This is a genomic window from Streptomyces antimicrobicus, from assembly GCF_020532625.1.
Lineage (GTDB): Bacteria > Actinomycetota > Actinomycetes > Streptomycetales > Streptomycetaceae > Streptomyces > Streptomyces antimicrobicus.
In genome coordinates this window covers 1-26285 of record NZ_JAJAUY010000052.1, presented here as the reverse complement: position 1 = coordinate 26285, position 26285 = coordinate 1, and the positions used below count along the sequence as shown (strand labels likewise).

Below are 26285 nucleotides of genomic sequence, written 5' to 3'. Positions count from 1 at the left end.
GGGGCGGCGGCGGTGCATCTCGGGCCGGCGCGCCGGGACGCGGGAGGGCGCCCCGGGCGCCCGTTCCCCCGGTCGGCCGCGAGCGGTCGGCCGGGGGACGGGCGGCGGGGTGGCCCGGCGGCGGCGGTCAGTCGGTGAAGGTCTCGCCGCGTTCGGCCTTCTCGACCAGCAGGGCGGGCGGGGTGAAGCGCTCGCCGTACTCGGCGGCGAGTTCGCGCGCCCGGGCCACGAAGCCGGGCAGGCCGCCCTCGTAGCCGTTGACGTACTGGAGCACGCCACCGGTCCAGGCCGGGAAGCCGATGCCCATGATCGAGCCGATGTTGGCGTCCGCGACCGAGGTCAGCACGCCCTCCTGCAGGCAGCGCACCGAGTCCAGCGCCTCGGAGAAGAGCATCCGCTCGACCATGTCCTCGAACGGGATCTCCGCGCCGGGCTTGGCGAAGTGCTCGCGCAGCCCCGGCCACAGGCCGGCCCGCTTGCCGTCCACGTAGTCGTAGAAGCCGGCGCCGCCGCTGCGGCCCGGGCGCTCGAACTCGTCGACCATCCGGTCGATGACCTGGTCCGCCGGGTGCGCGGTCCAGGTGCGGCCCTCGGCCTCGACGGCCTTGCGGGTCTCGTTGCGGATCTTGCGCGGCAGGGTCAGGGTCAACTCGTCCATCAGCGAGAGCACCTTGGCCGGGTAGCCGGCCTGCGCGGCGGCCTGCTCGACGGACGCGGGCTCGATGCCCTCGCCGACCATCGCCACGCCCTCGTTGATGAACTGGCCGATGACGCGCGAGGTGAAGAAGCCGCGCGAGTCGTTGACCACGATCGGGGTCTTGTTGATCTGCCGGACCAGGTCGAAGGCCCGGGCGATGGCCTCCTCGCCGGTCCGCTCGCCCTTGATGATCTCCACCAGCGGCATCTTGTCGACGGGCGAGAAGAAGTGCAGTCCGATGAAGTCGGCGGGACGGGAGACGCCCTCGGCGAGCGAAGTGATCGGCAGCGTCGAGGTGTTGGAGCACAGCAGGGCGTCCGGTGCGACGACGTCCTGGATCTCCTGGAAGACCCGGTGCTTGAGGGCGGTGTCCTCGAACACGGCCTCGATCACGGCGTCGCAGCCGGCGAGGTCGGCGACGTCCGCGGTCGGGGTGATCCGGGCCAGCAGCTCCGCGGCCTGCGCCTGGCTGGTGCGCCCGCGCGAGACGGCCTTCTCCAGCAGCTTCTGCGAGTACGCCTTGCCCTTGGCGGCGGCCTCGGCGGTGACGTCCTTGAGCACCACCTCGATGCCGGCTCGGGCGCAGGAGTAGGCGATGCCCGCGCCCATCATGCCGGCGCCGAGCACGGCGACCTTGGTGACCTTGCGCGGCGGCACGCCCTGGGGGCGGCTGCGGCCGGCGTTGACGGCCTGCAGGTCGAAGAAGAACGCCTGGATCATGTTCTTCGCGGTCTGGCCGGTGACCAGTTCGGTGAAGTACCGGGCCTCGATGACCTGCGCGGTCTCGAAGTCCACCTGGGAGCCCTCGACGGCGGCGGCCAGGATGTTGCGCGGGGCCGGGTACGGGGCGCCGTTCAGCTGCTTCTTGAGGTTGGCCGGGAACGCCGGGAGGTTGGCGGCGAACTTCGGGTTCGAGGGGGTGCCGCCGGGGATCCGGTAGCCGGGGACGTCCCAGGGCTGCTTCGACTCGGGGTGCGCGTCGATGAAGGCGCGGGCCTTGGCGAGCATCTCCTCGGGGGTGGCGGCCAGTTCGTGGACCAGGCCGTTCTCCAGCGCCCGCTTCGGGTTGTACCGGGTGCCCTGGAGCAGCACCTTCAGCAGGGCGTCGGCGATGCCCATCAGGCGCACCGTACGGGTGACACCGCCGCCGGCGGGGAGCAGGCCCAGCGTGACCTCGGGCAGGCCGATCCTGGAACCCGGGGCGTCGAGGGCGACGCGGTGGTGGCAGGCCAGGGCGATCTCGTAACCGCCGCCGAGGGCCGCGCCGTTGATGGCGGCGACGACCGGCACGCCGAGGGTCTCGATGCGGCGCAGGGAGCGCTTGATCTCCATGCCGGTGTCGAAGGCGAGCTGCGCGTCCTCGCGGCGCAGCCGGATCATGTCCTTGAGGTCGCCGCCCGCGAAGAAGGTCTTCTTGGCGGAGGTGACGATGATGCCGCGGACGGAGTCCTTCTCGGCCTCGGCGCGGTCGGCGACCGCGGCGATCGAGTCCTTGAAGGCCTGGTTCATGGTGTTCGCGGACTGGTGGGGGTCGTCGAGGACGAGGGTGACGACGCCGGTCTCGTCCTGTTCCCAGCGGATCGTGCTGGACTCGCTCATGGTCACTGCTTTCGGTCAGTCCGTACGGAGGGGGCTGCGGGGACGGGACGGTGTCAGAGGCGTTCGACGACGGTGGCGATGCCCATGCCGCCGCCGACGCACAAGGTGGCCAGGCCGTAGCGCTTGTCCTGGCGCTCCAGCTCGTCGACGAGGGTGCCGAGGATCATCGCGCCGGTGGCGCCCAGCGGGTGGCCGAGCGCGATCGCCCCACCGTTGACGTTCACCTTGTCCAGGCCGATGCCCATGTCCTTGACGAACCGCAGGACGACGCCGGCGAAGGCCTCGTTGATCTCGACGAGGTCGATGTCGTCGATGGTCAGCCCGGCCTTGGCCAGCGCCTTGCGGGTGGCCGGGGCGGGCCCGGTGAGCATGATGGTCGGCTCGGAGCCGGAGACGGCCGCGGAGACGATCCGGGCGCGCGGTGTGAGGCCGGCCCGCTCGCCGGCCTCACGGGAGCCGATGGCGACGAGGGCGGCGCCGTCGACGATGCCGGAGGAGTTGCCCGCGTGGTGGACGTGGTCGATCTTCTCGACCCAGTGGTACTTCTGCAGCGCGACGGCGTCGAAACCGCCGAGCTCGCCGATGTCGGCGAAGGAGGGCTTGAGGGCCGCGAGGCTGTCGGCGGTGGTGCCCGGGCGCATGTGCTCGTCGTGGTCGAGCACGACCAGCCCGGTGCGGTCGGTCACCGGGACGACGGACCGGTCGAACCGGCCCTCCTTCCAGGCGGTCGCGGCGCGCTCCTGGGAGAGGGCGGCGTACTCGTCCACGTCGCGCCGGCTGAATCCCTCGATCGTGGCGATCAGGTCGGCGCCGATGCCCTGGGGGACGAAGTTGACGGTGAAGTTGGTCATCGGGTCGGCGAACCAGGCGCCGCCGTCGGAGGCCATCGGCACCCGCGACATCGACTCCACGCCGCCGGCGAGGACCAGGTCCTCCCAGCCGGAGCGGACCTTGGCGGCGGCCATGTTCACGGCCTCCAGGCCGGAGGCGCAGAAGCGGTTCTCCTGCACGCCCGCCACGGTGTCGGGCAGGCCCGCGGCGATCGCCGCGATCCGGGCGATGTCGGAGCCCTGGTCCCCGACGGGTCCCACCACGCCGAGCACGATGTCGTCGATCGCCGCCGGGTCCAGGTCGGGGTTGCGCTCGCGCAGGGCCTGGATCAGGCCCACGACCAGGTCGATCGGCTTGGTCCCGTGCAGGGCGCCGTTGGCCTTGCCCCGGCCGCGCGGAGTGCGGATCGCGTCGTACACGTAAGCTTCGCTGCTCACAGGTCTTGCCTTTCGGGGAGGAAGGTCTAACTGAGGAGGGAGCGGCCGATGATTTCCTTCATGATCTCGGTCGTCCCGCCGTAGATGGTCTGGATGCGCCCGTCCGTGAAGGCCCGCGCGACGGGGTACTCGCTCATGTAGCCGTACCCGCCGTGCAGCTGCAGGCAGCGGTCGGCGACCCGCTTCTGGAGTTCGGTGGCCCACCACTTGGCCATCGAGGCGTGCACGTGGTCCAGCTCGCCCCGCGTGTGGTCGATGATGCACCGGTCGACGAAGGTACGGGTGACGGCGCACTCGGTGGCCATCTCGGCGATCTCGAAGCGGATGTGCTGGAGCGTGGACAGCGGCCGGCCGAAGGCCTCGCGCTCCTTGACGTACGCGGTGGTGATCTCCAGCAGGTGCTCGGCCGCGGCGATGCCGGCCATGGCGATGGCCAGCCGCTCCTGGGCGAGGTTCGTCATCAGGTGGACGAAGGCGCCGTTGAGCTCGCCGAGCAGGTTCTCCTTGGGGACGCGCACGTCGTGGAAGAACAGCTCGGCGGTGTCCTGCGCCTTCTGGCCGATCTTGTCGAGGTTGCGGCCGCGCTCGAAGCCCTCGGCCCCCCGCTCGACGACCAGCAGGGACAGGCCGTGCGCCCCGCCCTCGGGGGTGGTCCGGGCCACGACGATCACCAGGTCGGCGAGGATGCCGTTGGAGATGAAGGTCTTGGAGCCGCTCAGCACCCAGTGGTCTCCGCGGTCCTCGGCGGTGGTCCGGATGCCCTGGAGGTCGGAGCCGGCGCCCGGTTCGGTCATGGCGATGGCGGTGACGGTCTCACCGCTGCAGAAACCGGGCAGCCACCGCCGCTTCTGCTCCTCGGTGGCCAGCGAGGTCAGGTACGGGCCGATGATGTCGTTGTGCAGGCCGAGGGCGAGCCCGGGCGTGCCGGCCCGGGTGAACTCCTCGGCCAGGACGGCGGCGTAGCGGAAGTCGGGGTTGCCGCCGCCGCCGTACTCCTGCGGCACGGCCGTGCCCAGCAGTCCCTGGCGGCCGGCGGCCAGCCATGCCTGGCGGCTGACGATCCCGTCCTTCTCCCACTGCGCGTAGTGCGGGAGCACCTCCTTGGCCAGGAACGTGCGGACGGTCTCGCGGAACGCCTCGTGCTCGGCCTCGAAGATCCGGCGCTTCATTCTCGGGGCCCTCCTAGAGCCAGTTCTTGACGGTTTCGACCAGCCGGGCGGGCTCCGGGCCGACCGGGGTGACGTTGAGCATGGTCACGCCCGCCTCGCGGAAGGCCTCGATCCGGTCGCGGACGTAGCCCTCCGGGCCGCACAGCGTCATCAGCTCGCAGAACTCGTCCGGCACGGCGGCGGCCGCGTCCCGCTTGCGGCCGGACAGGTAGAGCTCCTGGATCCGGCGCGCCTCCTCCTCGTAGCCGTAGGCGACGGCGAGGTCGTTGTAGAAGTTCTTGCCGACGGCGCCCATCCCGCCGACGTACAGCGCGATCTGCGGCCGGGCCAGCTCCCGTACGGCGGCCGCGTCCTCGCCGATGGCGAGCAGGCCGCCCGCGACGATCTGCAGCGGGCCCAGCTCGGCGGGGCGGGCGGCGGCGCCCCGCGCGAGGGCGTCGCCCCACACCTGGGAGGCCTTCTCGGGCAGGAACAAGGTGGGCAGCCAGCCGTCGGCGATCTCGGCGGTCAGGGCCACGTTGGCGGGGCCGAGCGAGGCGATGTAGACGGGGATGCCGGGGCGGACGGGACGGGTGAGGATCTTCAGCGGCTTTCCGTGCCGCCCGCCCTTCTCGGGCGGCAGCGGCATGTCGGTGATGCCGTGGTGGTCGATGGTCTCGCGGCGCCAGATGCGCCGGCACAGCTCCACGGTCTCCCGGGTGCGGCCGAGGGGACGGTCGTACGGCTTTCCGTGCCAGCCCTCGACCACCTGAGGGCCTGAGGCGCCCAGGCCCAGCAGGGCCCGGCCGCCGGAGAGCGCGTCCAGGCCGGCGGCGGTCTGGGCGATCAGGGCGGGCGTGCGCGAGTAGACGTTGACGACGGCCGAGCCGATCTTCATCCGCTCGGTGCGGGCCGCGAGGTAGCCCATGATCGTCGGGGAGTCGAATCCCCAGGCCTCGGCGACCCATACGGCGTCCAGGCCGGCGGACTCCAGCGCGGCGGCCTCGTCGGCGGCGCGGCGCGGGTTCCCCGCGTAGTCGAGCAGCATGGACAGTTCCATCAGGCGTCCTTCGCGGGGCGGGCATCGCCCGGGGCCAGGGCGGGCAGGTCCCAGTCGCGGGCGACCTCCGCCGTGTGGGCGCCGGGCAGGGCGGGGCCGCCGTCGACGGCGGTGGGGGTGGCGGAGAAGCGGGGCGCGGGTGCGGGCTGGGTGATCCCGCCGGCCTCGGTGAAGGTGCCGCGGGCGGCGAGGTGCGGGTGGCCGGGCGCCTCGCGCAGCGAGAGCACCGGGGCCACGCAGGCGTCGGTGCCCTCGAAGACGGCCGTCCACTCGGCCCGGGTACGGGTCCTGAACCGGGCGGCGACGGCCTCGCGCAGCTCGCCCCAGCGGGCGAGGTCCTTGCGGGCGGGGGCCCGGTCGGCGATGCCGAGCAGGTCCACGAAGGTGTCGTAGAACTGCTGCTCCAGGGCGCCGACCGCCATGTAGCCGCCGTCGGAGGTCTCGTAGCAGCCGTAGAAGGGGCAGCCGCCGTCGAGCAGGTTGGCCCCGCGCCGGTCCTGCCAGCCGCCGGCGGCCACCATGCCGTGGATCATGGCGGTGAGGTGGGCGGTGCCGTCCACGATGGCGGCGTCCACGACCTGGCCGGTGCCGGTCGCCCGCGCGTGGTGGAGCGCGGCGAGGACGCCGACGACCAGGTAGAGGGAGCCGCCCGCGTAGTCCCCGACCAGGTTGGCGGGGACGGCCGGCGGCTCGCCGGGACTGCCGATCATGCCGAGGGCGCCGGTGACGGCGATGTAGGCGATGTCGTGCCCGGCGGTGTGCGCGAGCGGGCCCTGCTGGCCCCAGCCGGTCATCCGGCCGTAGACCAGCCGGGGGTTGCGGGCCCGGCACTCCTCGGGGCCGACGCCGAGCCGCTCGGCGACGCCGGGGCGGAAGCCCTCGATGAGCACGTCGGCCCGCTCGACCAGGTCCAGGACCCGGGCGGGGCCCTCGGCGGACTTGAGGTCGAGCACGACGGAGCGCTTGTTGCGGTTGGTGACGTCGTGGGCGGGATCGACGGCGAGGCCGGGGCCGCCGGGCCGGTCCACGCGCACGACGTCCGCGCCCAGGTCGGCCAGGAGCATGGCGGCGAACGGGCCCGGGCCGATGCCCGCCAGTTCGACGACGCGTACTCCCGCGAGCGGGCCGGTCCTTGCCACTGCCATCGAGCCCCCAGCGCCAGGCGTATGACACAACTGATGTAACACCAGCGATGCTAGGAACGCGTTCCACGCAGCACAAGCCCCCGCCCGCACCCGATTGAGCGAGCGCTTAGCGGCCCGGGGGCGCCCGCCACGGGCCCCGCCGGCCCGGCACCCCCGGCACCCCGGTACCGCCCCGCCGGCCCGGCCCCCGCTCAGACCCCCCGTTCGTCCAGGAGCTTGACGTGCCGCTTGAGGGCGACGGTCCGGTAGCTCTCCTCCACCCACTCGCACAGCATCTCCGCGCTGGGCGCCCCCCGCTCCCCCAGCGGGACCGTCACCCAGCCCGACCGGCCCAGCCCGTACCCGGTGGGCGCCGCGCCCGGGGCCGTCAGCGCGTGGCCGTGCAGGGCCTCGTCCACGAGCTTGACCGAGAGCCCGGGCGGCTCGGGTCCGTCCGCCGTGCCCAGGAAGACGAAGATCTTCTTGTTGATCTTCACCACCCCGCTCTCCGGGCCCCACGGATGCTCCTCCACCGCCTCCGGGAGACCCAGTGCGAACTCCCGCACCTGCTCCCACTTGCGGACCGCTTCCTTCGCCACTGCCTTCACCGCGCCTCCCGCGCCCTACGCCGCACCTGCTCGCACAAGCAGTCGGTCCTCACGCTAGCCTCAGCCACCGACAACGGCTGGGAGGAGCGGTGATGACCGGACAGGTTCGGCATGTCGGCGCAGAACGCACGTATGACGTCGTGCTCTTCGGGGCGACGGGCTTCGTCGGGGCGCTGACCGCCGAGTACCTCGCCGCGCACGCCCCCGAGGGCACCCGGTGGGCCCTCGCGGGCCGCGACCGGGCGAAGCTGGAGCGGCTGCGCGAGCGGCTGGCGGAGCTCCACCCGGCGTGCGCGAAGCTGCCGCTGCTGGTCGCGGACGCCGCCGACCGCGGGAACCTGCGCGAACTGGCCGCCGCCACCCGGGTGCTGGCCACGACCGTCGGACCGTACGTCCTGTACGGCACGGAGCTGGTCGCCGCCTGCGCCGAGGCCGGCACCGACTACGTCGACCTCACCGGCGAGCCGGAGTTCGTCGACCGGGTGTACGTCGAGCACGACGCCCTGGCCCGCGAGACGGGCGCGCGGCTCGTGCACGCCTGCGGCTTCGACTCCGTCCCGGCCGACCTCGGCGCGTACTTCACCGTGCGGCAGCTGCCCGAGGGCGTGCCGCTCACCGTCGACGGGTTCGTGGGCGGCGGCGGGCTGTTCTCCGGCGGCACCCTCGCCTCCGCGCTGACCGCGCTCGGCCGCGGGCCGCAGACCCTGGCCGCCGCGCGCCGGCGCCGCCTGCACGAGCCGCGGCTGCCGGAGCGGCGGGTGCGGGGACCGGTGGGCGCGCCGCGGTTCAGCCGCCCGACCGGCACCTGGGCGCTGCCGCTGCCCACCCTGGACCCGCGGATCGTGGCCCGTTCGGCGGCGGCGCTGGACCGCTACGGCCCCGACTTCCGCTACCGCCACTACGCCTCGGTCCGGCACCTGCCGATCGCCCTCGGCGGGGCCGCGGCCGTCGGCGCCGTGGCGGCGCTGGCGCAGGTCCCGCCCGCCCGGCAGTGGCTGATCGACCGGTGGGAGCCGGGGCGGGGGCCGGACGCGGAGCGCCGGGCCCGCAGCTGGTTCAGCGTGCGGTTCGTCGGCGAGGGCGGCGGGCGCCGGGTGTTCACCGAGGTCTCGGGGGGCGACCCCGGCTACGGCGAGACCGCCAAGATGCTCGCGGAGTCGGCGCTCTGCCTGGCGTACGACGAGCTGCCCGAGCGGGCCGGTCAGCTCACGACGGCGGTCGCGATGGGCGACGCGCTGCTCGGCCGGCTCCAGCGGGCGGGCATCCGCTTCCGCGTGGCGCACGCCCGCTGAGTCCGGCGCGCCCGGCCCGGCCCGACCGGCGAGGCGGCGCCCGGGGTTCACGCGGGGTCGGGCCCCGGGGAGTCCAGCAGGGCGAGTTCGTCGGCGGAAAGGCGCAGCGCGCCCGCGGCCACGTTCTGGGCGAGGTGGCCGAGGTCGCCGGTGCCGGGGATGGCCAGGACGTGGGGGCCCTGGTGCAGGGTCCACGCCAGCCGGATCTGGGCCGCGCTCACGCCGTGGGAGCGGGCGACGGCGCTCACCCGCGGGTCGTCGCCGGTGGTCGCGCCGCGCTCGCGTCCGCTGCCGGCGATCGAGTAGAAGGGCACGAACGCGATGCCGTGCTCGCCGCACCGCCGCAGGAACTCCCGCTGCTCGGGCGACGCGCCGATGCCGTACATGTTCTGCACGCAGACCACCGGCGCGATCGCCCGGGCCTCGGCGAGGTGGTGGGGGTGGACGTTGGACAGGCCCAGGTGGCGGACGAGTCCGGCCTCGCGCAGCTCGGCGAGGGCGCCGAAGCGTTCGGCGAGGGAACCGGTGCCGACGACGCGCAGGTTCACCACGTCGAGATGGTCGCGGCCGAGCTGGCGCAGGTTCTCCTCGACCTGGCCGCGCAGCTGCGCCGGGGTGGCGTGCGGCAGCCAGCCGCCCGCCGCGTCGCGGCCCGGTCCGACCTTGGTGGACAGCACGAGGTCGTCCCCGTAGGGGGCCAGCGCCCGGTTGATCAGCTCGTTGGCGGAGCGCAGCGGCGAGAAGTAGAACGCGGCGGTGTCGATGTGGTTCACGCCGAGCTCGACCGCGCGGCGCAGCACGGCGACCGCCTGGTCGCGGTCGCGGGGGACGGCGTCCGCCGCGAACGCCTCGCCGTGCTGCGGCAGGCGCATGGCGCCGAAGCCGACACGGTGGACCGTCAGGTCGCCGAGTCGGTAGGTGCCCGACGCGGCCGCGGTGATCGTCTGTGAGGTCATGGGGGGATGATCTGCGCACGTTAGGCTGGGCCGCCATTGATTCGGACATGCCTGAATCCGTCGAGGAGTGGTCGTCCTGGCAGAGTTGGCGTTCTCGGCCGGGGATCTGGCGCAGGTGCGGTTCGCCGTGTCGCCGATGTGGGAGGTCGCGCCCAGCTTCCGGCTCCTCGCCTCCGCCGCCGCGCATCCGGTCCACCGGGCCTGGACCGACCAGGTACGGCCGCGGGTGGTGGCCGCCGGGCTGGACCGGGGCTGGCTCTCCGAGCTGATCCCGCCCACCGGCTACGTCCCCGACTTCCTCAACCCCGCCCCGGGCGGACCGGCCCCCACGCCGGCGGCGGAGCGGGACGCGATCCTCGCCTCCCCCGCCGACCGGGTCCGCCAGGACCTGGACCACCTGGCCCGCCACCAGGGAGCACTCGGCCCCCGGTTGCGGACCCTGCAGGCCGACCCGCACACGCGCCTGGCCAAGGTCGCGGAGGAGATCGAGGCCTACTGGGAGCTGGCCCTGGCCCCCTACTGGGCGCGGATCCGGGACGTGCTCGACGCGGACGTCCTCCACCGGGCCCGCGTGGTGGCCGAGCACGGCGTGGGCCGGCTCCTCGACGACCTGCACGCCTCGGTGGGCTGGGACGGCACGGGGCTGCGGATCGCCGGGCGGAAGCAGCCGCTGACCCGCGCCACGGCGGGTACCGGGCTCCTGCTGATCCCCTCGGCCTTCACCGGACCGGGACCGCGGACCCGGACGACGCTCCCGGACCCGCCCCAACTCGTCTATCCGGCCCGCGGGGTGGGCTCGTTGTGGACGCCGCGGCCGACCGCCCGGACCCGCGCCCTCGCCGCCGTACTGGGCCGCTCGCGCACCCTGCTGCTGACCGAACTGGACTCCCCGGCCTCCACCACCCGGTTGGCCCAGCGCACCGGGCTCTCCCCGGCCGGGGTGTCCCAGTGCCTGACCGCCCTGCGCGACGCGGGCCTGGTCAGCGCCCACCGGGCCGGCCGATCGGTCCTCTACGCCCGCACCGCCGCGGCCGAGACCCTCCTTCGGGCGGCCTCGGCCCGCGGCTCCTGGCCGTGAGCTCCTCGCCCACGGCCTCTGCGCCCGAGGCCGGTGCCAGGCACCGCGGGCCCGGCCTGATCCGGAAAGAGACGGCCTACGGCTGCGACGACGTCCCGGACGCGCCGTGGCCGACGGCGGCGCGCAGGGCGCGGCGGCACAGGGCGTCGGCGTGCCGGGTGGTCTCCGGTATGCGGAAGCGCGGGCTCAGGGCCAGCGCGTGCGCACAGGCGTTGTCCAGCGAGATCCGGTGCCCGACGGAGACGTAGACGGGCTTGATCCCGTCCTGGGTGCGCAGGGCGCGGCCCACCTCGGAGCCGTCCTCGGCGACGAGCGCGGAGGCGTCGCCGCGGGCGGGGCCCGGCTCGGCGCAGGTGAAGGTGAAGGGGTTCTTCGCCACGCCCATGACGGGCCGGCCCGTGACCACCCCGAGGTGGCAGGCCAGCCCGAACCGGCGGGGGTGGGCGAGGCCGTAGCCGTCGCACACCACCAGGTCGGGCGTGACCGTGAGCGCGTCGAGCGCGGCGAGCACGGTGGGCAGCTCGCGGAAGGCGAGCAGGCCGGGGACGTACGGGAAGCTGACCCGCCCGACGGCGGTGGCCTGCTCGACCACGTCGAGCGTCGCCGCGTCGAGGACGACGGCCGCGGCGGCGACCAGGTCCCGCTCGTCGTCGTAGGCGACGTCCACCCCGGCCACGAGCCCCTGACCGGGCGGCGGCCCCGGCTCGTCGAACACGACACGGCTCCGCAATTCGTCCTGCACCGCCCGGGCCTCGGCCTCGTCGGCGGGGGTGTGCACGCTCGTCATGGGGCCCGAGAGTAGCCTGGCGATCATGTTCGTCATGGAGCTGACCTACACCGCCCCGATCGAGGACGTCGATGAGCACCTGGACGCGCACGTCGCGTGGCTCGACGGGCACTACGCCGCCGGGACCTTCCTCGCCTCCGGCCGCAAGGTGCCGCGCGACGGCGGCGTCATCATCGCGACGGGGATGTCCCGGGCCGAGATCGAGCGCGTCGCGCAGGGGGACCCGTTCGTGCTGGCCGGCGTGTGCGCCTATCGCATCACGGAGTTCATAGCGACCAAGACGTCCGCCTCCCTGGCCGCGGCCCGGGAGACGCTGCCGACCTGACCGACGCCACGGGGCCGGCGTACGCCAGCGGACCGCCGACCGCACCGGGCCGACGTACGCCAGCGGCCCGATGTACGCCAGCGGGCCGGCCGACCGCACCGGGCCGGCCGCGGACGCCGTGGGTCACCCGGTCTTCGGCCGGTCGCCGTCGTGGCGTCAGGCAGTCCCCTCGTCGGGGCACACCCGGGCCAGCAGGCCGCGCGCGAAGCCGTCGAGGTCGTCGAGTCCGGCCGCGGCCAAGGTCTCCGGGGCGCCCGCCAGCAGGTGCGGAACGGCCCCGTGCAGCGCCAGGGTGAGCGCACGGACCTGCTCCGGCCCGGCCGGGAGGCCCGCGCCGGCCAGCAGCGACCGGTGCGCGGCGAAGTCACCGGCGGCGATCGGGTCCAACTGCGCGGCCAGCCAGGGCCGCCGGGTGGCCTCGGTCTGCAGTTCCAGGTAGGCCAGCACGCGGGCCCGGCCGGGCCCGGCCACGTCCCGCAGCAGCGCGGCGATCAGGGCCGCGAGCCCGGCCCGGTCGGACGGCCCCGGCCCGGCCCCCGCCAGGGCGGCGGCCACGGCCCGGTACTGCTCCAGGCAGCGCTCGGCCACGCCGCGCAGCAGGGCGTCGCGGCTCGGGAAGTAGTTCTTGGCGGTGCCCGCAGGCACCTGTGCGGCGGCGTCCACGGCCCGGTGGGTCAGGCCCCGCCCGCCCGCCTCGGCCAGTACGGCGAGCGCCGCGTCGCGCAGCCGGTCCCTTCGCTCCTGATTCACCTTGGCAGCATAACCACAGGCGTGGTACCACAGGTGTAGCACCACAGGCGTGGTAGTGACGTCTCGCCCCTGCCCTGACGTCCCGCGGCGCCGTCCTGTTCGTCCGGATCGAGGACCGAGGACCGAGGAGCACGCCATGGAGAGCGACCGGAACGGCGAGAACGGCACGAACACCACCCCCGCCCCCGGCACGGCCGTCGTCGTCGGCGCCGGCGTCGGCGGCCTCGCCGCCGCGATCGGCCTGCGCCGGGCCGGCTGGTCCGTCCGGGTCCTGGAGGGCCGCAGCACCCCGGAGCGCTACGGGACCGCCTTCGGCATCCACCCCACCGCCCAGGCCGCCCTGGACCGGCTCGGCCTCGGCGAGGCCCTCCGCGCGCGGGCCCTGCCCTACCGCCGGGCCCACATCCGGCGCCCCGACGGCACGGTGCTCGCCGCCCTCCCCCTCGAACGGGTCGAACGCAAGGCCGGCCGCCCCGAACTCCTCGTCTCCCGGCCCCACCTGATCGACGCGCTGCTCGCCGAACTGGGCCGGCTCGGCGGCACGGACGTCGAGTACGGGCAGCGGCTCACCGACCCGCGCACCCTCACCGCCGACCTGGTCGTCGGCGCGGACGGCCTCAACAGCGCCGTCCGCACCGCCCACTTCGGCACCCGCAGCCGGGTGCGCACCCTCGGCACCGTCGCCTGGATCGGCATCGCCGACTTCGAGACCGAGATCCACGGGGAGACCTGGGGCCGGGGCCGCTTCTTCGGGATGACGCCCGTCGAGCCGGGCCGCACCAACTGGTACGCCGCCGTGCCCGGGGCCACGACCGCCGCCGACCTGCGGGCCGCGTTCGACGGCTGGCACGACCCGGTCCCGCGCCTGCTCGCCGGAACCGACCCCGCCACGTGGATCCGCTACGAGATGCGCCACCTCCACCCGGCGCTGCCCTCGTTCGTCTCCGCCGGCCGGGTCGCCCTCGTCGGCGACGCGGCGCACGCCATGACGCCCAACCTCGGCCAGGGCGCGTGCACCGCCCTCCTCGACGCCGAGGCCCTCACCCGCGCCGTCGCCGCGCACGGCAGCGCCGCGCTGCCCGCCGCCCTGCGCGCGTACGACGCGGAGCGCCGCCGCAGCGCGCAGCGCGTGGCCCTCGGCTCACGGACCCTGCACCGCTTCGTCACCACCCGCCGCCCGACGCTCCGCGACGCCCTGATCGGCCTCCTGCCGGCCTAGGACAGCACACCTGGGCAGCCATCCGGTGGCGCTCACGACCTCGCGCGCGATGTCGACCACGGTCCGTCCGTCGGTCGCCACCCGCACCGTGTCCGGGGGCATCCGCTCATCCAGCATCCGCGCTCTGCGGACGCTGGCCTGCCACTCCTGCTCGAACTCGGAGCCCAACTCCCGGCCGGTCAGCCGCTCGCGGGCGGTGGCGTCGGACGCGGTGAGCAGCACCCGCACGATCCTGACGTCCCCGCCCATGGCCCGCAGGAACATGCCCTCGTTCTCGGCGAGGACGCTCACCGTGTTGGTGTAGATCAAGCGGCGGTGGCCGAGCTCGGCGTAGTTCGACCAGAGGGCCGTCAGATTGCGCTCGCCGATCTTCCTGCGGTGCGGGTCCCCGGCGGGGGCCGGATGGACCTGGCCCATGCAGTCGCCTTCGACCACGCAGTGGGCGACCGTCGCGGCACGCAGACGTGCCGAGACCTCCCACCCCACCGTCGTCTTGCCGACACCGGCACGCCCGCCGATGAGCAGTACCTCTGCTCGGTCCATGACCGCACCCTCCCGCCGACCGGTCGCGCCGCGCGCCCCACCGGGACGCCCTGATCGGCCTCGTGCCCGACTAGTTCCCGGCGGCCCCGGTCGTGTCCAGCCGGGCCACGCGGCCCTTCTCACCCGCGGCCCAGCACGCCTCGTACGGCCGGGCGCCGGGGGCGGGGCGGGCGCAGGACACCGTGTCGAAGGAGCCGGTGTCCAGCGGGCGCCAGGTGCGGCCGGCGTCCGTCGTGACGTCCGTGCCGGTCGGGCCGACCGCCAGGGCGGCCGAGCGCAGGCCCGGGTGGGAGGGGAGCCAGGTCACGCCCGAGCGGTACGCCGGCGGCGGGGTGTCGGCGGCCTGCCAGGTGCGGCCGGAGTCGGCGGAGACGGCCGCGGCGCGCGGGGAGGCCTCGCCGGCGCGGTAGTCGCCGCCCACGGCCAGGCCGTGCGCGGCGTAGCCGTCGTGGCGGAACGCGAGGGCGAAGACGCCCTTCGCCGGGTCCCCGGCGGGCACCGTGGACTCGGCCACCCGCCAGGTCAGGCCCCGGTCGGCGGAGTGCAGCACACGGGCCGTCGCGCCCCCGCCGGTGGCGAGCCACACGTCCCGCGGCCCGGCGCTCACCAGGCACTGGCCGCTCGCCGCGAAGCCGGCCTCGCCCGGCAGGGCGGCGGGCATTCCGTCGGCGGGCAGCACCCGCCAGCTGCGTCCGCCGTCGTCGGTCGACAGGATGCGGAACTTGCCGTCCACCGGGTCGCTCATGGCCAGCCCGTGGCGCGGGTCGGAGAAGGTCAGGCAGTCGTAGAACGCCTTGGGGTCGGGGTTGCGGAAGGTTTCGCTCCAGGTGGCGCCGCCGTCTTCGGTGCGGAAGACCCGGGAGTCCTCGCCCTCGCCGATGGACAGGGCCACCGCGCGCCGCGCGTCGAACGCCTCGATGTCGCGCAGTTCCAGGCCGTCGGCCACCGCCGCGGCCGGCGAGACGTCGGACCAGGTCCGGCCGCCGTCGACGGTGCGCAGCACGGTCCCCTTGGAGCCCGACACCCATGCCGTGCTGCGGCTGACGGCGGCGAGGCCGCGGAAGCGGGCCTCTTTGCCGGTGGCCTTGAGCGACCAGCCGACGCCGGTCAGGCCGGTACCGGCGGCCGGACCGGCGGCTGAACCGGCGGCGGTGCCGACCGCGGCGCCGGTCTCGGTCGCGGTTGCGGCCACCGCGCCGGTCGGGTCCGGCGGTTGCACCGCCCGCGCCGCCGGTGCGGCCGCCAGCAGGCCCGCCAACACTGCCGCGCACATCCCCGTGCCCATGCCCGTACCGATGCCCAGAGGTCTCATGGGGCGGGAAGCTAACGCAGCACGCTGATCACCGTCCAGGGTGCGCGCACCGTCGGGCCGTTCCCGCCGGCCGGCGTCTTGCTCTCGTGGAGTGAGCGAATTCAGGCCATCCTCCAGAGCCCCTCCAGCCCTCCCCCGCCCCGCCGAACATCGAAGACCCGGCGCCTACGCCCCGCCGCCGTCACGCAACAGTGCGGAATCAGCCATTCAGTGACACAGCTCACGTCCCCCTCGCATGCACGGATTCGCCGATTCCGGCGTCTATGCAGATGCGGGCACCACCCCCGGCCCGCCGCCCGGATCCGCCGTAAGGGAGCGAGCCTTGATCACCGTCATCGAGCAGACCGTGCAGGCCCGTCTGGTCGCCACCGCCCCGAAGGTCGAGACCCTTCCCGTCACGCTCTGCTACGACCGGTCGGACCCGTTCGCCGTGCGCATGGCCTTCCCCGCGCCGGCGACGCTGGAGGGCGTCGAGGTGTCGTGGACGTTCGGCCGCGAGCTGCTGGAGACCGGCGTGAGCCGACCCGCCGGCTTCGGGGACGTGCGCGTGCGCCCGTACGGACCGGACCGCACGGTCGTGGAGTTCCACGCCCCGGAGGGGGTGGCCATCGTCCTGATGGAGACCGCGGACCTGCACCGGTTCCTGGAGCGGGCCACCGCCCTGGTCCCGGCGGGCCTGGAGCACCTCTACCTGGACGTGGACCACGGGCTCGCGGAACTCATGCGCGACTCGCACTGACGGCTCGCGCGGGCGGCTGCCGGGCGGCGCTTCGCGAGCGGTCCGCCGCCCCCGCGCCCGTCCCGGTAATTGCGTTGCGGCCGCCCGGCGGCCCCTTTAGCTTCGATGACGGCCCATCCCCGTCCGATCGGAGCAGGACGTTGCACTTCTGAGGTCCGAGACACCCCTCCCGACCCGTGGGTCGCCGGTGTCTCCCCACGTTGCACTGCACCACTCCCGCAACCTGGAGGCCTCCATGAGCCACGCCCCTGCGCACACCCCTGCCTACGTCACCTGCTCCGCGCTCGGCTTCGACTGGCCGGACGGCACGCCCGTCCTCGACGGACTCGACCTCGTCGTCGGCCCCGGCCGCACCGCCCTGATCGGGCGCAACGGGTCCGGCAAGTCCACCCTGTTGAAGCTCCTCGCCGGGGAACTCGCCCCGAGCGAGGGCCAGCTCTCGGTCGCCGGCTCGGTCGGCTACCTCCCCCAGGACGTCACGCTCCGCACCGCCCTGCGGGTGGACGAGGTCCTCGGGATCGCCACGACCCGGGCCGCCCTGCACGCCGTCGAGGCGGGCGAGGTCACCGAGGAGAACCTCGCGGCCGTCGGCGACGACTGGGACGTCGAGGAGCGCGCCCTGGCCCTGCTGTCCCAACTCGGCCTCGCCCCGGACCTGGACCGCACCGTCGGTGAACTGTCGGGCGGTGAGTCCGTGCTGCTGCGGCTGGCGGCGCTGCTCCTCGCCCGGCCCGACGTCCTCCTGCTCGACGAGCCCACCAACAACCTGGACCTGCGGGCCCGGCGGCGCCTGCACGCGGCCGTGGACTCCTGGCCCGGCGTGCTGCTCCTGGTCAGCCACGACCGCGAGCTGCTCGACCGGGTCGACCAGATCGCCGAGCTGCGCGACGGCGAAGTGCGCTGGTACGGAGGCAACTTCACGGCCTACGAGGAGCAGGTCGCCGCCGAGCAGGAGGCCGCCTTGCGCGGCGTCAGGGCGGCGGAGGCCGACGTCCAGCGGCAGAAGCGCGAACTCGTCGACACCCAGCACGCCCTGGCCCGCCGCAGGCGCTACGCGCGCAAGATGGAGGAGAACCGGCGGGCCCCGAAGATCGTCGCGAACACCCTCAAGCGCTCCGCCCAGGAGTCGGCCGGCAAGCTGCGCGCCACCCAGCAGGACCGGCTGGCCCAGGCCCGTGAACGCCTGGGCCAGGCGCGCGAGGCGGTCCGCGACGACGACGAGATCCGCGTCGAGCTGCCGGCGACCCGGGTCCCGCCGGGCCGGGTCGTACTGACCCTGCACGGGCTGCAGCCCGCCCACGGCCCGGCGCTGCCGGTGGAGTGGGAGGTGCGCGGTCCGGAGCGGGTGGCACTGGTGGGGCGCAACGGAGCGGGCAAGACCACCTTGCTGCGCACGGTGGCCGGGCTGATCGAGCCCGCGGCCGGGGAGGCGGTCACACACGTGCCCGCGCGGTTCCTGCCGCAGCGCCTCGACGTGCTGGACGACAGCCGGTCGGTGGTGGAGAACGCGGCGCGCTTCGCACCCGACGCCACCCCGAACCGGATCCGGGCGCGGCTGGCGCACTTCCTGTTCCGCGGCGCCCGCGGCGACCAGCCGGCGGGCACCTTGTCGGGCGGCGAACGGTTCCGCGCGACGCTGGCGGCGCTGCTGCTGGCCGAGCCGGCACCGCAGCTGCTGATGCTGGACGAACCCACCAACAACCTCGACCTGGCGAGCGTACGGCACCTGGCCGGGGCCCTGGACGCGTACGAGGGCGCCCTGCTGGTGGCCAGCCACGACCTGCCCTTCCTGGAGTCGATCGGGATCACCCGGTGGGTGCTGGTGGACACCGGCGGGCTGCGGCCGACGTCGGTGGAAGAGCTCCGGGAGGTGATGTGAACGCCAAGAGGTGAGCTTGGCGGGACAAAAAGGGGCGGTGGAGGCCCACACGAGTGGGCCTCAACTGCGGACATAACACAACGTAAGGGGCCATACCCATCCGGGGGGCTTGGCTGGCCTTCACGTCGCGCTTAACCTACGGGGTCGTAGGCTACGGAACCGTAGGTAATTCGCATGTCCCCAGGAGCACCCGTGACGATCACCTCTCCCCACCTCGGCAGCTCGCAGGCGTGGACCGACGCCAAGCTGCTGTACGCGCTGGAAGAGGTCGTGGAGAAGGAGCTCAACCGCCATCTGAAGGTCGTCAAGGACTGGATGCCGCACGAGTACGTGCCGTGGGGCGACGGGCGCAACTTCCCGGCCTTCTTCGAGGACGGCGAGGCCTGGGAGCCCGGCCAGTCCAAGGTCACCGACGTCGGCCGGATCGCGCTGGTCGTCAACCTGCTGACCGAGGACAACCTCCCCAGCTACCACCACGAGATCGCGACCCTCTTCGGCCGGGACGGCGCCTGGGGCACCTGGGTGCACCGCTGGACCGCCGAGGAGGGCCGGCACGGCATCGTGATGCGCGACTACCTCCTGGCGTCGCGGGCGGTGGACCCGGACAAGCTGGAGGAGTTCCGGATGGCGCACATGTCGGAGGGCTTCGAGTCCGACAACCGCCACTCGATGCTGCACTCGGTGGCGTACGTCGCCTTCCAGGAGCTCGCCACCCGCATCTCGCACCGCAACACCGGGCACCAGTCCGGCGACCCGGTCTGCGACCGGATGCTCGCGCGGATCGCCACCGACGAGAACCTGCACATGATCTTCTACCGCAACCTGCTGGGTGCGGCCTTCGAGCTCGCCCCCGACCTCACGATGCAGGCGGTGCGCGACGTGGTGGTCAACTTCCGGATGCCCGGTCACGGCATGCCCGGCTTCGAGCGGGCGGCCGCGCAGATGGCCATCGGCGGGATCTACAACCTGCGGATCCACCACGACGACGTGCTCGCGCCGGTGCTGCGCTTCCTGAAGGTCATGGAGATCAAGGACCTCGGTCCTGAGGGCCAGAAGGCGCAGGAGGAGCTGGGGCTGTACCTCAACGGGCTGGACGCCGAGGCCCGCAAGTTCGACGAGCGGCTGGCCGCCCGCGCCGCCCGCCTGGCGGCCCGCAAGGGCTGAACCGGCCGCCACCGGACCCGCCGAGCCCGCCGGACCTCACACAGGACCCGCCGAGCCCGCCGGACCTCACACGGGACCCGCCGGACCGGCCACAGGACCCACCGGCCCGCTGACCGCCGACCGCCGCCCCTGGCAGAGCTGCGCCTCTGCCGGGCGGCGCGGTGGTGCGGGGGGCCTGGGCGCCGGGGCGCCCTTGGGCGCGAGGGCCGGGGCCTCAGCGGCGGGAGCTGGAGCGCAGGGCGTGCCGCTCGCTCTCCGAGAGCCCGCCCCACACCCCGAAGCGCTCGTCGTTGGCGAGGGCGTACTCCAAGCACCCCGCCCGCCCCTCGCACGCCCCGCACAGCCGCTTCGCGTCGCGGACCGAGGTGCCGGGCTCGGGGAAGAAGAAGTCCGGTCCCGTCTGCGCGCAGAGTGCGAGTTCGTGCCATGCAGGTGCGGTGGTGCTCGTGTTGATCGCCATGCGGGAGATCCTGACCAGCCCTGCTGTACGTCCGATCAACGACCGATCAACGCGCGTCCATCCGGTGCGTCCAGCCCGCCGGCCGAGCATGGCACACGGCACTGACATCGGCCGCCCGCGACCCGCGGCGGCCGCCGGTCACTTCTCCTTCTTGGCCCGGCTCGGCTGGACCCGTTTGGGTTCGCCCGGCATCTTCGGGTAGTCCGGCGGGTACGGCATGTCGCCCACGCCGTGGTCCTGCTCCTGACGCGCGGCCAGTTCCAGGGCGGCGTCCAGGGGGAAGGCGTGGTCGTCCATGTCCGCGTGGAGGTCGCCGAGTTCGGCGTAGCGGGCGGGCATGGTGGTGATGTCGAAGTCGCGGGGCTCGGCCGAGTCCAGCTCGGACCAGGTCAAGGGCGCCGAGACCGGGGCGTGGGGGCGGGGGCGTACGGAGTAGGCGGAGGCGATGGTGCGGTCGCGGGCCGTCTGGTTGTAGTCCACGAAGATCCGCTCTCCGCGCTCCTCCTTCCACCAGGCCGTGGTGACCCGCCCCGGCATCCGCTGCTCCAGCTCCCGGCCGATGGCGATCGCGCAGCGCCGCACCTCGGTGAAGGTCCAGCGCGGCTCGATCGGCACGAAGACGTGCAGGCCCCGGCCGCCGGAGGTCTTGGGCCAGCCGCGCAGACCGAGCTCGTCCAGCACGTCGCGCAGCTCGTGCGCGGCGATCACCGCGTGGTGGTAGTCGGTGCCCGGCTGCGGGTCGAGGTCGATGCGGAGCTCGTCGGGCCGGTCGGTGTCCTCGCGGCGCACCGGCCAGGGGTGGAAGGTCAGGCAGCCGAGGTTGGCCGCCCACAGCACCGCGGCCGGCTCGGTCGGGCAGATCTCGTCGGCCGTGCGCCCGCTGGGGAAGGCGATGTGGGCGGTCGGGATCCAGTCCGGCAGGTTCTTGGGGGCGCGCTTCTGGAAGAACGACTCCCCCTCCACCCCGTCCGGGTAGCGCTCCAGCGTGGTGGGCCGGTTGCGCAGGGCCCGCAGGACGCCGTCGGCCACGGAGAGGTAGTACTGGGCGACGTCCAGCTTCGTCAGGCCGCGCGCGGGGAAGTACACCTTGTCCGGGTTGGACAGCCGTACCGTCCGCCCGCCCGCGTCCAGCTCGATCGCTTTTCCGGATGCACCCATGTGCGCCACGGTAGGCCCGGGCGTCGGGCGGCGCATACCGGGCGGGCCCGTCCGTATCACCGCAGAATCGATGGCATGGATCTGCCCGTGATGCCGCCCGTGAAGCCGATGCTCGCCAAGTCCGTGAGCAAGATCCCCCACGGCATGCAGTACGAGGGCAAGTGGGACGGCTTCCGGTCGATCGTGCACCGCGACGGCGACGAGATCGAGATCGGCAGCCGGACCGGCAAGACCCTCACCCGCTACTTCCCGGAGCTGGCGGCGGCCCTGAAGGAGAACCTGCCCCCGCGCTGCGTCGTGGACGGCGAGATCGTGATCGTTCACGGCGGGCGGCTGGACTTCGACCGCCTGACGGAACGGATCCACCCCGCCGCCTCGCGCGTGCGGATGCTGGCCGAGACCACCCCGGCCAGTTTCGTGGCCTTCGACCTCCTCGCCCTCGGCGACGAGGCACTGCTCGACGCTCCGCTCACCGACCGGCGCACCGCACTGACCCAGGCCCTGTCCACGGCCCGACCCCCCGTCCATCTCGCGCCCGCGACCACCGACCGCGACCTCGCGCAGCGGTGGTTCGAGCAGTTCGAAGGCGCCGGGCTCGACGGGGTGGTCGCCAAACCGCTCGACCTGCCCTACCGGCCCGACGCACGCCTCATGTTCAAGATCAAGCACGAGCGTACGGCCGACGTCGTGGTCGCGGGCTACCGTTTCCACAAGAGCGGTCCGATCGTCGGATCGCTGCTGCTCGGCCTGTACGACGAGCACGGCGCCCTCCAGCACGTGGGCGTCTGCGCCGCCTTCCCCATGAAGCGCCGCGCCGAGCTCGTCGACGAACTGGCCCCGCTGCTGCTGGAGGGCGACGCCACCGCCGGGCACCCGTGGGCGGCCTGGACGGACGAGAGCGCCCACGAGAGCGCGCGGCTGCCCGGCGCCGTGAGCCGCTGGACGGGCAAGAAGGACCTCTCCTGGCTCCCGCTGCGCCCCGACCGGGTCTGCGAGGTGGCCTACGACCACATGGAGGGCGACCGCTTCCGCCACACGGCCCAGTTCCGCCGCTGGCGCCCCGACCGCACCCCCGAGAGCTGTACGTACGCCCAGCTGGAGGAGGTCGTCGGCTACGACCTCGCCGAGGTGCTCGGCGGCGCCCCGCCCCGGTGACCCGGGGGTGAGGACCGCCCCGTCCTTCGATCGCCGCAATTGCGCGCAACGTCCTTGCTGCCGTGCCGCCCGCGGAGCGAAGATCTGCGCACCGTCCGGCTGACGGGCGCCGGCAGGGGTGGGGTGGGCGACATGCACAGCGGCGAACTGGTCGCAGGACGCTACGCGTTGGTGGAGCGGCTGGGCCGGGGCGGGATGGGCGAGGTGTGGGCGGCACGGGACCGGAGCCTGCACCGGGACGTCGCGGTCAAGGTGCTCGCCCTGGACCGGGACGCGGTACCGGAGCTGGCGCAGCGGTTCGAACGGGAGGCGGTGGCGGCGGCCCGGATCACCCATCCGAACGTGGCCGCCATGTACGACCGCGGCACCCACGAGGACGTGCTGTTCCTCGTCATGGAGAAGGTCGACGGCCGACCGCTGAGCGAACGCCTGCGTTCCGGTGCGCCCCTCCCCCTCGGCGAGGCGCTGGCGCTCGCCGAGGGGATCTGCACGGCGCTGGTCGCCGCGCACCGGGCGGGCGTGGTGCACTACGACATCAAGCCGCACAATGTGATGCTCACCCGCGACCACGAGGTCAAGGTCGTCGACTTCGGGATCGCCGGTTTCCTCCAGACCGCGTTCACCGCCGTGGCCCGCTCCTCCCAGCTGAGTCCGGCCGGCACCGCCGAGTACGGCGCGCCGGAGCAGTTCCTCTCCGCCCGGGGCGACGAGCGGTCCGACCTCTACGCGCTGGGGTCCGTGCTCTTCACCCTGCTGACCGGCCGGCCGCCGTTCAGCGGGCACCACCCGCTGGCCGTGATCCGCCGGAAGCTCGACGAGGACGCGCCGCGCCTGGACACCGTCCGGCCGGGCCTGCCGCCCGCCTTGACCGGCCTGGTGGCCGCCCTCCTCGACCGCGACCCGGCCCGCCGGCCGGCGACCGCGCGCGAGGTCCGCGACCGCATCCAGGCCCTGCGCGGCCTGCGGGCCCCCGCCGACGCCCACGACACCGGCTCCGAGGACACCCGGGCCGAGGACGCCGACGCCCACGGCCCCGGCTCCGCCGACGCCCGGGCCGAGGGCGACACCCACGCCGACGCCGCCCCCGACGCCGCCGCCGAGCGCCGGGCCCTGCTGTCCCGCCTGGCCGGCGCGGCCCGGCGGGTCGTCGCGCACGGGGCCACCCGGCCGCTCCACCGCCCGCCGGCACCCGCCCGCCGGGCCGCCGCCGGCTTCGACGTCGTCTGGACCGGCGAGGAGCCGCTGGCCTCCTACGCGCGGGGACCGGCCCTACGGAAGAACTGGCTCCGGTCTCTGCTGCTGTCGGCCGCCGCCGCGGCCTCCTTCTACGTCCCCTTCCGCACCGGCCTGGTCGGCAGCGGTCCCGACGGCGACATCGACGGCGCCTGGCCGCTGCTGTTCACCCTGGCCGGGCTGCTCGGCCTCGCGGGACTCGCCGGCGTGGGGGGCGCCGTCACCGACACCGTGAAGGCTCTCCGGGACGCCTCGTTCCGCGTGCAGGGCTCCCCCTGGCGCCTGGAGGTGGGGCCGACGGGCATCACCGTTGGCGGCGCGGCCGACCGGAACCACTTCGCCTGGGACACCGTCCGGCGCGTGGTCGTCGAGGAGGTCCAGGGGCCCTCGCAGCTCCGGTTCAGCGGCCTCCACCTCGACCTCGTCCCCGGTGTCCCGGCGTCGGCCGCGGTCCGGCCGGCCGGCTGGCCCTACGCCGACCCGCGGGCGCCGGTGGCGCGGCCGACCGGGCGCCTTCCCGTCTGCGTCCTCGGCCCCCTGACCTCGCGGCAGCGCAAGGAGCTCCTCGACGCCCTGGCCGCGCACGGCGGGCAGCGGTGGGTGCCCGCGTCCGACTTCGTCATCCCGCCCCCGACCCCGTGACCTTCTCCCACGTCTCCCGGTCCGGGCCGGCGGCGCCGGGGACGTAGTCCGGGCGGGCCGCGAGCCACTGGGCCACCCGGGCGCGGACCACCGGGTCGGCGTAGGCCCGTTCGGGGGCCTCGGCCAGGTGGCGGACGCGGGCGCGGGCGCGCATGACCTCCGGGTCGTCCAGGGCGCAGTCGAAGAGCGCCGCGGCCTCGCGGGCGGCGCCGGTCCGCGGGGCCCCGGTGGCGTAGCGCTCGCCGACGGCGGCGTCGGCGCCGACCTGGAAGTCGAACCACGGCTTGAGGGTGCGCACCGCCCAGGCGTGGTGGGCCACGGCGTAGGCGGCCGAGCCGGGGTCGCGGTGGCCGGCCGTACGGGCGATCCGTAGGGCGGCCCACAGGGTGAGCGAGGCCCCCTGGGCGAGGGTGGGGTTGGTGTGCGTGACGGCGTCGCCGACGGGGACGAAGCCGGTGACCACCGGCCCCTGTTCGTCCACGAGGGCGCACCAGCGGTTGTCCAGCCCGGCGGTGGCCCACACCTCGGACAGCGGCTGCGCGCCCAGGTCGAGCCAGACCGCGCCCGGGGTGAAGCAGCGGGCCGCCGCCTCGAAGACGGCCGGGTCGCGCAGGGCGGTCCGGGTCGGGTCGCCCGTGTGGACGAACAGGGCGACGGCGAAGGTCCGGTTGTCGGCGGGGAAGACGGCGCAGCCGGCGAAGTGGCCGCCCGCCACGGTCCAGGGGCGGCGGGGCCCCTCGGCCGTGCCCGGCGGCAGCCGGTACCAGCGGCAGAAGTACGCCAGCCCGGTGCGGTGCCGCTCGACCACGCCGGGGCGGCAGCCGGCCGCGGCCAGCCAGCGCTCGGTGACACCCCGCCGACCGCCCGCGTCCACCACGAGGTCGCCGACGTACCGGCCGGCCGCCGTGCGCACGCCCGTCACGCGCGGCGCTCCCGGCGCGCCCGGCGCGGCCTCGGTCACCAGGCCGGTGACCGGTTCCCCGTAGCGGCAGACCACGCCGGGCTCGGCGCGCAGCGCCGTGGTCAGGGCGCTCTCCAGCACGATCCGGCGGGCCTGGAGCATGACCAGGTCCTCGTCGCCGGGCCGGGCGGGCGGCCGTACGTCGAACCAGTCGAGCTCGTGCCGTTCGCGGGCGCCGAGCCGGAGCATCTCGGCGTGGACGTCGGGCAGTTCCTCGCGCAGCACGGCGCGCGCGGCGCCCAGCAGGGTGTGCGGCTGGTTGGCCTGCGGCACGGCGGGCCGGCGCCAGCCGAAGAAGTCCCGGTCGAGCGCGGCCCCCGGCGCGCGGGTGTCCCGCTCGAACAGCTCGGCCGTGTGCCCGTGCCGCGCGGCCAGCAACGCGGTGGCGAGCCCCCCGATGCCGCCCCCGACCACCAGTAGATGTGCCATGACGCCCCCCGTCCGACCGGTCGTACGACGATCACACCGACCAGAGCCTGCGCTGCGCCGCCCCGCCCGAAACACCCGGCCGGTGGCCGGGGCCCCGCCTGCCGGTGGCAGTTGGGAAGATCGACGTACGCCGGAGCACGCCGGAGCACACCGGAGCGCGCCCCCGACCGACCGGAAGGACGTCCATGACCACCGCCGCACCCCGCCCCGACCGCGAGCGCCCCGAGCGGGCCGTCCCGCAGCCCAACGCCGTCGTCGGGGTCGGGCTGATCGTGCTCGGCGCCAGCGGCCGGGTCCTGCTCGGCCAGGCGCACGACGGCCGCTGGGAACTGCCCGGCGGGAAGGTGGACCCGGGTGAGGGCTTCGAGCGCGCCGCCGCGCGCGAACTCGCCGAGGAGACGGCACTGCGGGTGGAGCCCGACGGCATCGAGGTCCTCGCCGTGCAGATCGAGGCGGGCTCGCCCGTGACCCGGCTGACCGCCGCCGCGGTGACCCGGTCCGCCGAGGGCACCCCCACCGTGACCGAGCCGCACAAGATCGCCCGGTGGGAGTGGTTCGCCCCGGCCGACATCCCCGCCGCGCTCTACGCCCCCTCGGCCGCGGTCCTGCGCACCTGGCGCCCCGATCTCCCCCAGCTCCCGGACGTCCCGTCGTACGACTACCCGGTCGGCGGGCCGACCGCGCCGTAGACCGGCCCCG

General features: G+C 74.5%; 24 protein-coding genes. 10 read left to right on the top strand and 14 right to left on the bottom strand.

Annotation, left to right across the window (positions count from 1 at the left end; translation table 11 throughout):
* Window positions 1-127: 127 nt before the first annotated feature.
* The 6 genes from LG632_RS15365 to LG632_RS15340 form a co-directional block, all read right to left on the bottom strand.
* Window positions 128-2296, bottom strand: coding sequence for a 3-hydroxyacyl-CoA dehydrogenase NAD-binding domain-containing protein (locus tag LG632_RS15365; RefSeq protein ID WP_226727658.1), 2169 nt, complete (start codon window positions 2294-2296; stop codon window positions 128-130).
* 53 nt (window positions 2297-2349) lie between these two features.
* Window positions 2350-3564 carry an acetyl-CoA C-acetyltransferase gene (locus LG632_RS15360; RefSeq protein WP_226727657.1) on the bottom strand — a complete coding sequence of 405 codons (1215 nt, stop codon included), beginning with the start codon at window positions 3562-3564 and terminating at the stop codon, window positions 2350-2352.
* A gap of 26 nt (window positions 3565-3590) precedes the next feature.
* A complete protein-coding gene (locus tag LG632_RS15355; protein ID WP_226727655.1) occupies window positions 3591-4733 on the bottom strand; it encodes an acyl-CoA dehydrogenase family protein in 1143 nt (380 codons plus the stop codon).
* Window positions 4734-4746: 13 nt separating this feature from the next.
* Window positions 4747-5772: an LLM class F420-dependent oxidoreductase gene (locus LG632_RS15350; RefSeq protein WP_226727653.1), complete on the bottom strand. Its 1026-nt coding sequence runs from the start codon at window positions 5770-5772 to the stop codon at window positions 4747-4749.
* The gene (locus LG632_RS15345; protein ID WP_264201837.1) at window positions 5772-6917 is read right to left on the bottom strand and encodes a CaiB/BaiF CoA transferase family protein; all 1146 of its coding nucleotides are present in this window, start codon (window positions 6915-6917) and stop codon (window positions 5772-5774) included. Before LG632_RS15345 ends, LG632_RS15350 begins: the two co-directional genes overlap by 1 nt.
* 191 nt (window positions 6918-7108) lie before the next feature.
* The gene (locus tag LG632_RS15340) at window positions 7109-7504 is read right to left on the bottom strand and encodes an MmcQ/YjbR family DNA-binding protein (RefSeq protein WP_226727651.1); all 396 of its coding nucleotides are present in this window, start codon (window positions 7502-7504) and stop codon (window positions 7109-7111) included.
* 92 nt (window positions 7505-7596) lie between these two features.
* Between LG632_RS15340 and LG632_RS15335 the strand changes: the two genes are divergently transcribed.
* Entirely contained in the window at window positions 7597-8796 is a 1200-nt protein-coding gene (locus LG632_RS15335; RefSeq protein ID WP_226727650.1) for a saccharopine dehydrogenase family protein, read from the top strand.
* A 47-nt stretch (window positions 8797-8843) separates the two neighbouring features.
* Here the strand turns inward: LG632_RS15335 and LG632_RS15330 are convergent, their stop codons facing one another.
* Window positions 8844-9752: an aldo/keto reductase gene (locus tag LG632_RS15330; RefSeq protein WP_226727648.1), complete on the bottom strand. Its 909-nt coding sequence runs from the start codon at window positions 9750-9752 to the stop codon at window positions 8844-8846.
* Between the two features lie 67 nt (window positions 9753-9819).
* On the opposite strand from LG632_RS15330, the gene LG632_RS15325 reads away from it, so the two are divergent.
* The gene (locus LG632_RS15325; RefSeq protein ID WP_226727647.1) at window positions 9820-10830 is read left to right on the top strand and encodes an ArsR/SmtB family transcription factor; all 1011 of its coding nucleotides are present in this window, start codon (window positions 9820-9822) and stop codon (window positions 10828-10830) included.
* 76 nt (window positions 10831-10906) lie between these two features.
* On the opposite strand, the gene LG632_RS15320 is transcribed toward LG632_RS15325, so the two are convergent.
* On the bottom strand, window positions 10907-11617 hold the full coding sequence (locus LG632_RS15320; RefSeq protein WP_226727645.1) for an endonuclease V: 711 nt from the start codon (window positions 11615-11617) through the stop codon (window positions 10907-10909).
* 25 nt (window positions 11618-11642) lie between these two features.
* Between LG632_RS15320 and LG632_RS15315 the strand changes: the two genes are divergently transcribed.
* Complete coding sequence (locus LG632_RS15315) at window positions 11643-11942, top strand: YciI family protein (RefSeq protein ID WP_226727677.1); 300 nt, start codon at window positions 11643-11645, stop codon at window positions 11940-11942.
* A gap of 156 nt (window positions 11943-12098) precedes the next feature.
* Here the strand turns inward: LG632_RS15315 and LG632_RS15310 are convergent, their stop codons facing one another.
* On the bottom strand, window positions 12099-12692 hold the full coding sequence (locus tag LG632_RS15310; RefSeq protein ID WP_226727643.1) for a TetR/AcrR family transcriptional regulator: 594 nt from the start codon (window positions 12690-12692) through the stop codon (window positions 12099-12101).
* Between the two features lie 136 nt (window positions 12693-12828).
* On the opposite strand from LG632_RS15310, the gene LG632_RS15305 reads away from it, so the two are divergent.
* Window positions 12829-13911 carry an FAD-dependent oxidoreductase gene (locus LG632_RS15305; protein ID WP_226727641.1) on the top strand — a complete coding sequence of 361 codons (1083 nt, stop codon included), beginning with the start codon at window positions 12829-12831 and terminating at the stop codon, window positions 13909-13911.
* Here LG632_RS15305 and LG632_RS15300 read toward each other — a convergent pair.
* Window positions 13834-14454, bottom strand: coding sequence for a DEAD/DEAH box helicase family protein (locus LG632_RS15300; protein WP_226727639.1), 621 nt, complete (start codon window positions 14452-14454; stop codon window positions 13834-13836). The genes LG632_RS15305 and LG632_RS15300 overlap by 78 nt on opposite strands.
* A 70-nt stretch (window positions 14455-14524) precedes the next feature.
* On the bottom strand, window positions 14525-15766 hold the full coding sequence (locus LG632_RS15295) for a WD40/YVTN/BNR-like repeat-containing protein (protein WP_226727638.1): 1242 nt from the start codon (window positions 15764-15766) through the stop codon (window positions 14525-14527).
* Between the two features lie 322 nt (window positions 15767-16088).
* Here LG632_RS15295 and ssgD point away from each other — a divergent pair, with 322 nt between their 5' ends.
* The 3 genes from ssgD to LG632_RS15280 all read left to right on the top strand — a co-directional run bounded on the left by ssgD (window position 16089) and on the right by LG632_RS15280 (window position 19548).
* A complete protein-coding gene (gene ssgD, locus LG632_RS15290; protein ID WP_226727635.1) occupies window positions 16089-16505 on the top strand; it encodes a spore wall synthesis regulator SsgD in 417 nt (138 codons plus the stop codon).
* 235 nt (window positions 16506-16740) lie between these two features.
* The gene (locus LG632_RS15285; RefSeq protein ID WP_226727633.1) at window positions 16741-18384 is read left to right on the top strand and encodes an ABC-F family ATP-binding cassette domain-containing protein; all 1644 of its coding nucleotides are present in this window, start codon (window positions 16741-16743) and stop codon (window positions 18382-18384) included.
* Between the two features lie 192 nt (window positions 18385-18576).
* Window positions 18577-19548, top strand: a complete 972-nt coding sequence (locus LG632_RS15280) for an acyl-ACP desaturase (protein WP_226727631.1) — start codon at window positions 18577-18579, stop codon at window positions 19546-19548.
* Between the two features lie 214 nt (window positions 19549-19762).
* Here the strand turns inward: LG632_RS15280 and LG632_RS15275 are convergent, their stop codons facing one another.
* Both LG632_RS15275 and ligD read right to left on the bottom strand, forming a co-directional pair.
* The gene (locus LG632_RS15275; RefSeq protein ID WP_226727630.1) at window positions 19763-20008 is read right to left on the bottom strand and encodes a WhiB family transcriptional regulator; all 246 of its coding nucleotides are present in this window, start codon (window positions 20006-20008) and stop codon (window positions 19763-19765) included.
* Window positions 20009-20146: 138 nt separating this feature from the next.
* Window positions 20147-21166 (bottom strand): non-homologous end-joining DNA ligase, encoded by a 1020-nt coding sequence (gene ligD / locus LG632_RS15270; RefSeq protein WP_226727628.1) that lies wholly within the window; start codon window positions 21164-21166, stop codon window positions 20147-20149.
* A 75-nt stretch (window positions 21167-21241) separates the two neighbouring features.
* Here ligD and LG632_RS15265 point away from each other — a divergent pair, with 75 nt between their 5' ends.
* Together LG632_RS15265 and LG632_RS15260 are read left to right on the top strand one after the other, a co-directional pair.
* Window positions 21242-22321 (top strand): ATP-dependent DNA ligase, encoded by a 1080-nt coding sequence (locus LG632_RS15265; RefSeq protein WP_226727627.1) that lies wholly within the window; start codon window positions 21242-21244, stop codon window positions 22319-22321.
* A 132-nt stretch (window positions 22322-22453) separates the two neighbouring features.
* On the top strand, window positions 22454-24196 hold the full coding sequence (locus LG632_RS15260; RefSeq protein ID WP_226727624.1) for a serine/threonine-protein kinase: 1743 nt from the start codon (window positions 22454-22456) through the stop codon (window positions 24194-24196).
* Here LG632_RS15260 and LG632_RS15255 read toward each other — a convergent pair.
* Window positions 24174-25586: an NAD(P)/FAD-dependent oxidoreductase gene (locus LG632_RS15255; RefSeq protein WP_226727622.1), complete on the bottom strand. Its 1413-nt coding sequence runs from the start codon at window positions 25584-25586 to the stop codon at window positions 24174-24176. The genes LG632_RS15260 and LG632_RS15255 overlap by 23 nt on opposite strands.
* Before the next feature lie 185 nt (window positions 25587-25771).
* Between LG632_RS15255 and LG632_RS15250 the strand changes: the two genes are divergently transcribed.
* Window positions 25772-26275, top strand: a complete 504-nt coding sequence (locus LG632_RS15250; protein ID WP_226727620.1) for a nucleotide triphosphate diphosphatase NUDT15 — start codon at window positions 25772-25774, stop codon at window positions 26273-26275.
* Window positions 26276-26285: the final 10 nt, after the last annotated feature.

What these genes read in the sequence shown, in the direction of transcription:
- LG632_RS15345 (WP_264201837.1), bottom strand. Translation starts at nt 6,917, where the DNA reads ATGGCAGTGGCAAGGACCGGCCCGCTCGCGGGAGTACGCGTCGTCGAA.
- LG632_RS15255 (WP_226727622.1), bottom strand. Translation starts at nt 25,586, where the DNA reads ATGGCACATCTACTGGTGGTCGGGGGCGGCATCGGGGGGCTCGCCACC.
- LG632_RS15305 (WP_226727641.1), top strand. Translation starts at nt 12,829, where the DNA reads ATGGAGAGCGACCGGAACGGCGAGAACGGCACGAACACCACCCCCGCC.
- LG632_RS15260 (WP_226727624.1), top strand. Translation starts at nt 22,454, where the DNA reads ATGCACAGCGGCGAACTGGTCGCAGGACGCTACGCGTTGGTGGAGCGG.
- LG632_RS15285 (WP_226727633.1), top strand. Translation starts at nt 16,741, where the DNA reads ATGAGCCACGCCCCTGCGCACACCCCTGCCTACGTCACCTGCTCCGCG.
- LG632_RS15355 (WP_226727655.1), bottom strand. Translation starts at nt 4,733, where the DNA reads ATGAAGCGCCGGATCTTCGAGGCCGAGCACGAGGCGTTCCGCGAGACC.
- LG632_RS15315 (WP_226727677.1), top strand. Translation starts at nt 11,643, where the DNA reads ATGTTCGTCATGGAGCTGACCTACACCGCCCCGATCGAGGACGTCGAT.
- LG632_RS15320 (WP_226727645.1), bottom strand. Translation starts at nt 11,617, where the DNA reads ATGACGAGCGTGCACACCCCCGCCGACGAGGCCGAGGCCCGGGCGGTG.
- LG632_RS15275 (WP_226727630.1), bottom strand. Translation starts at nt 20,008, where the DNA reads ATGGCGATCAACACGAGCACCACCGCACCTGCATGGCACGAACTCGCA.
- LG632_RS15300 (WP_226727639.1), bottom strand. Translation starts at nt 14,454, where the DNA reads ATGGACCGAGCAGAGGTACTGCTCATCGGCGGGCGTGCCGGTGTCGGC.
- LG632_RS15350 (WP_226727653.1), bottom strand. Translation starts at nt 5,772, where the DNA reads ATGGAACTGTCCATGCTGCTCGACTACGCGGGGAACCCGCGCCGCGCC.
- ligD (WP_226727628.1), bottom strand. Translation starts at nt 21,166, where the DNA reads ATGGGTGCATCCGGAAAAGCGATCGAGCTGGACGCGGGCGGGCGGACG.
- LG632_RS15265 (WP_226727627.1), top strand. Translation starts at nt 21,242, where the DNA reads ATGGATCTGCCCGTGATGCCGCCCGTGAAGCCGATGCTCGCCAAGTCC.
- LG632_RS15295 (WP_226727638.1), bottom strand. Translation starts at nt 15,766, where the DNA reads ATGAGACCTCTGGGCATCGGTACGGGCATGGGCACGGGGATGTGCGCG.
- LG632_RS15335 (WP_226727650.1), top strand. Translation starts at nt 7,597, where the DNA reads ATGACCGGACAGGTTCGGCATGTCGGCGCAGAACGCACGTATGACGTC.
- LG632_RS15365 (WP_226727658.1), bottom strand. Translation starts at nt 2,296, where the DNA reads ATGAGCGAGTCCAGCACGATCCGCTGGGAACAGGACGAGACCGGCGTC.
- LG632_RS15330 (WP_226727648.1), bottom strand. Translation starts at nt 9,752, where the DNA reads ATGACCTCACAGACGATCACCGCGGCCGCGTCGGGCACCTACCGACTC.
- LG632_RS15250 (WP_226727620.1), top strand. Translation starts at nt 25,772, where the DNA reads ATGACCACCGCCGCACCCCGCCCCGACCGCGAGCGCCCCGAGCGGGCC.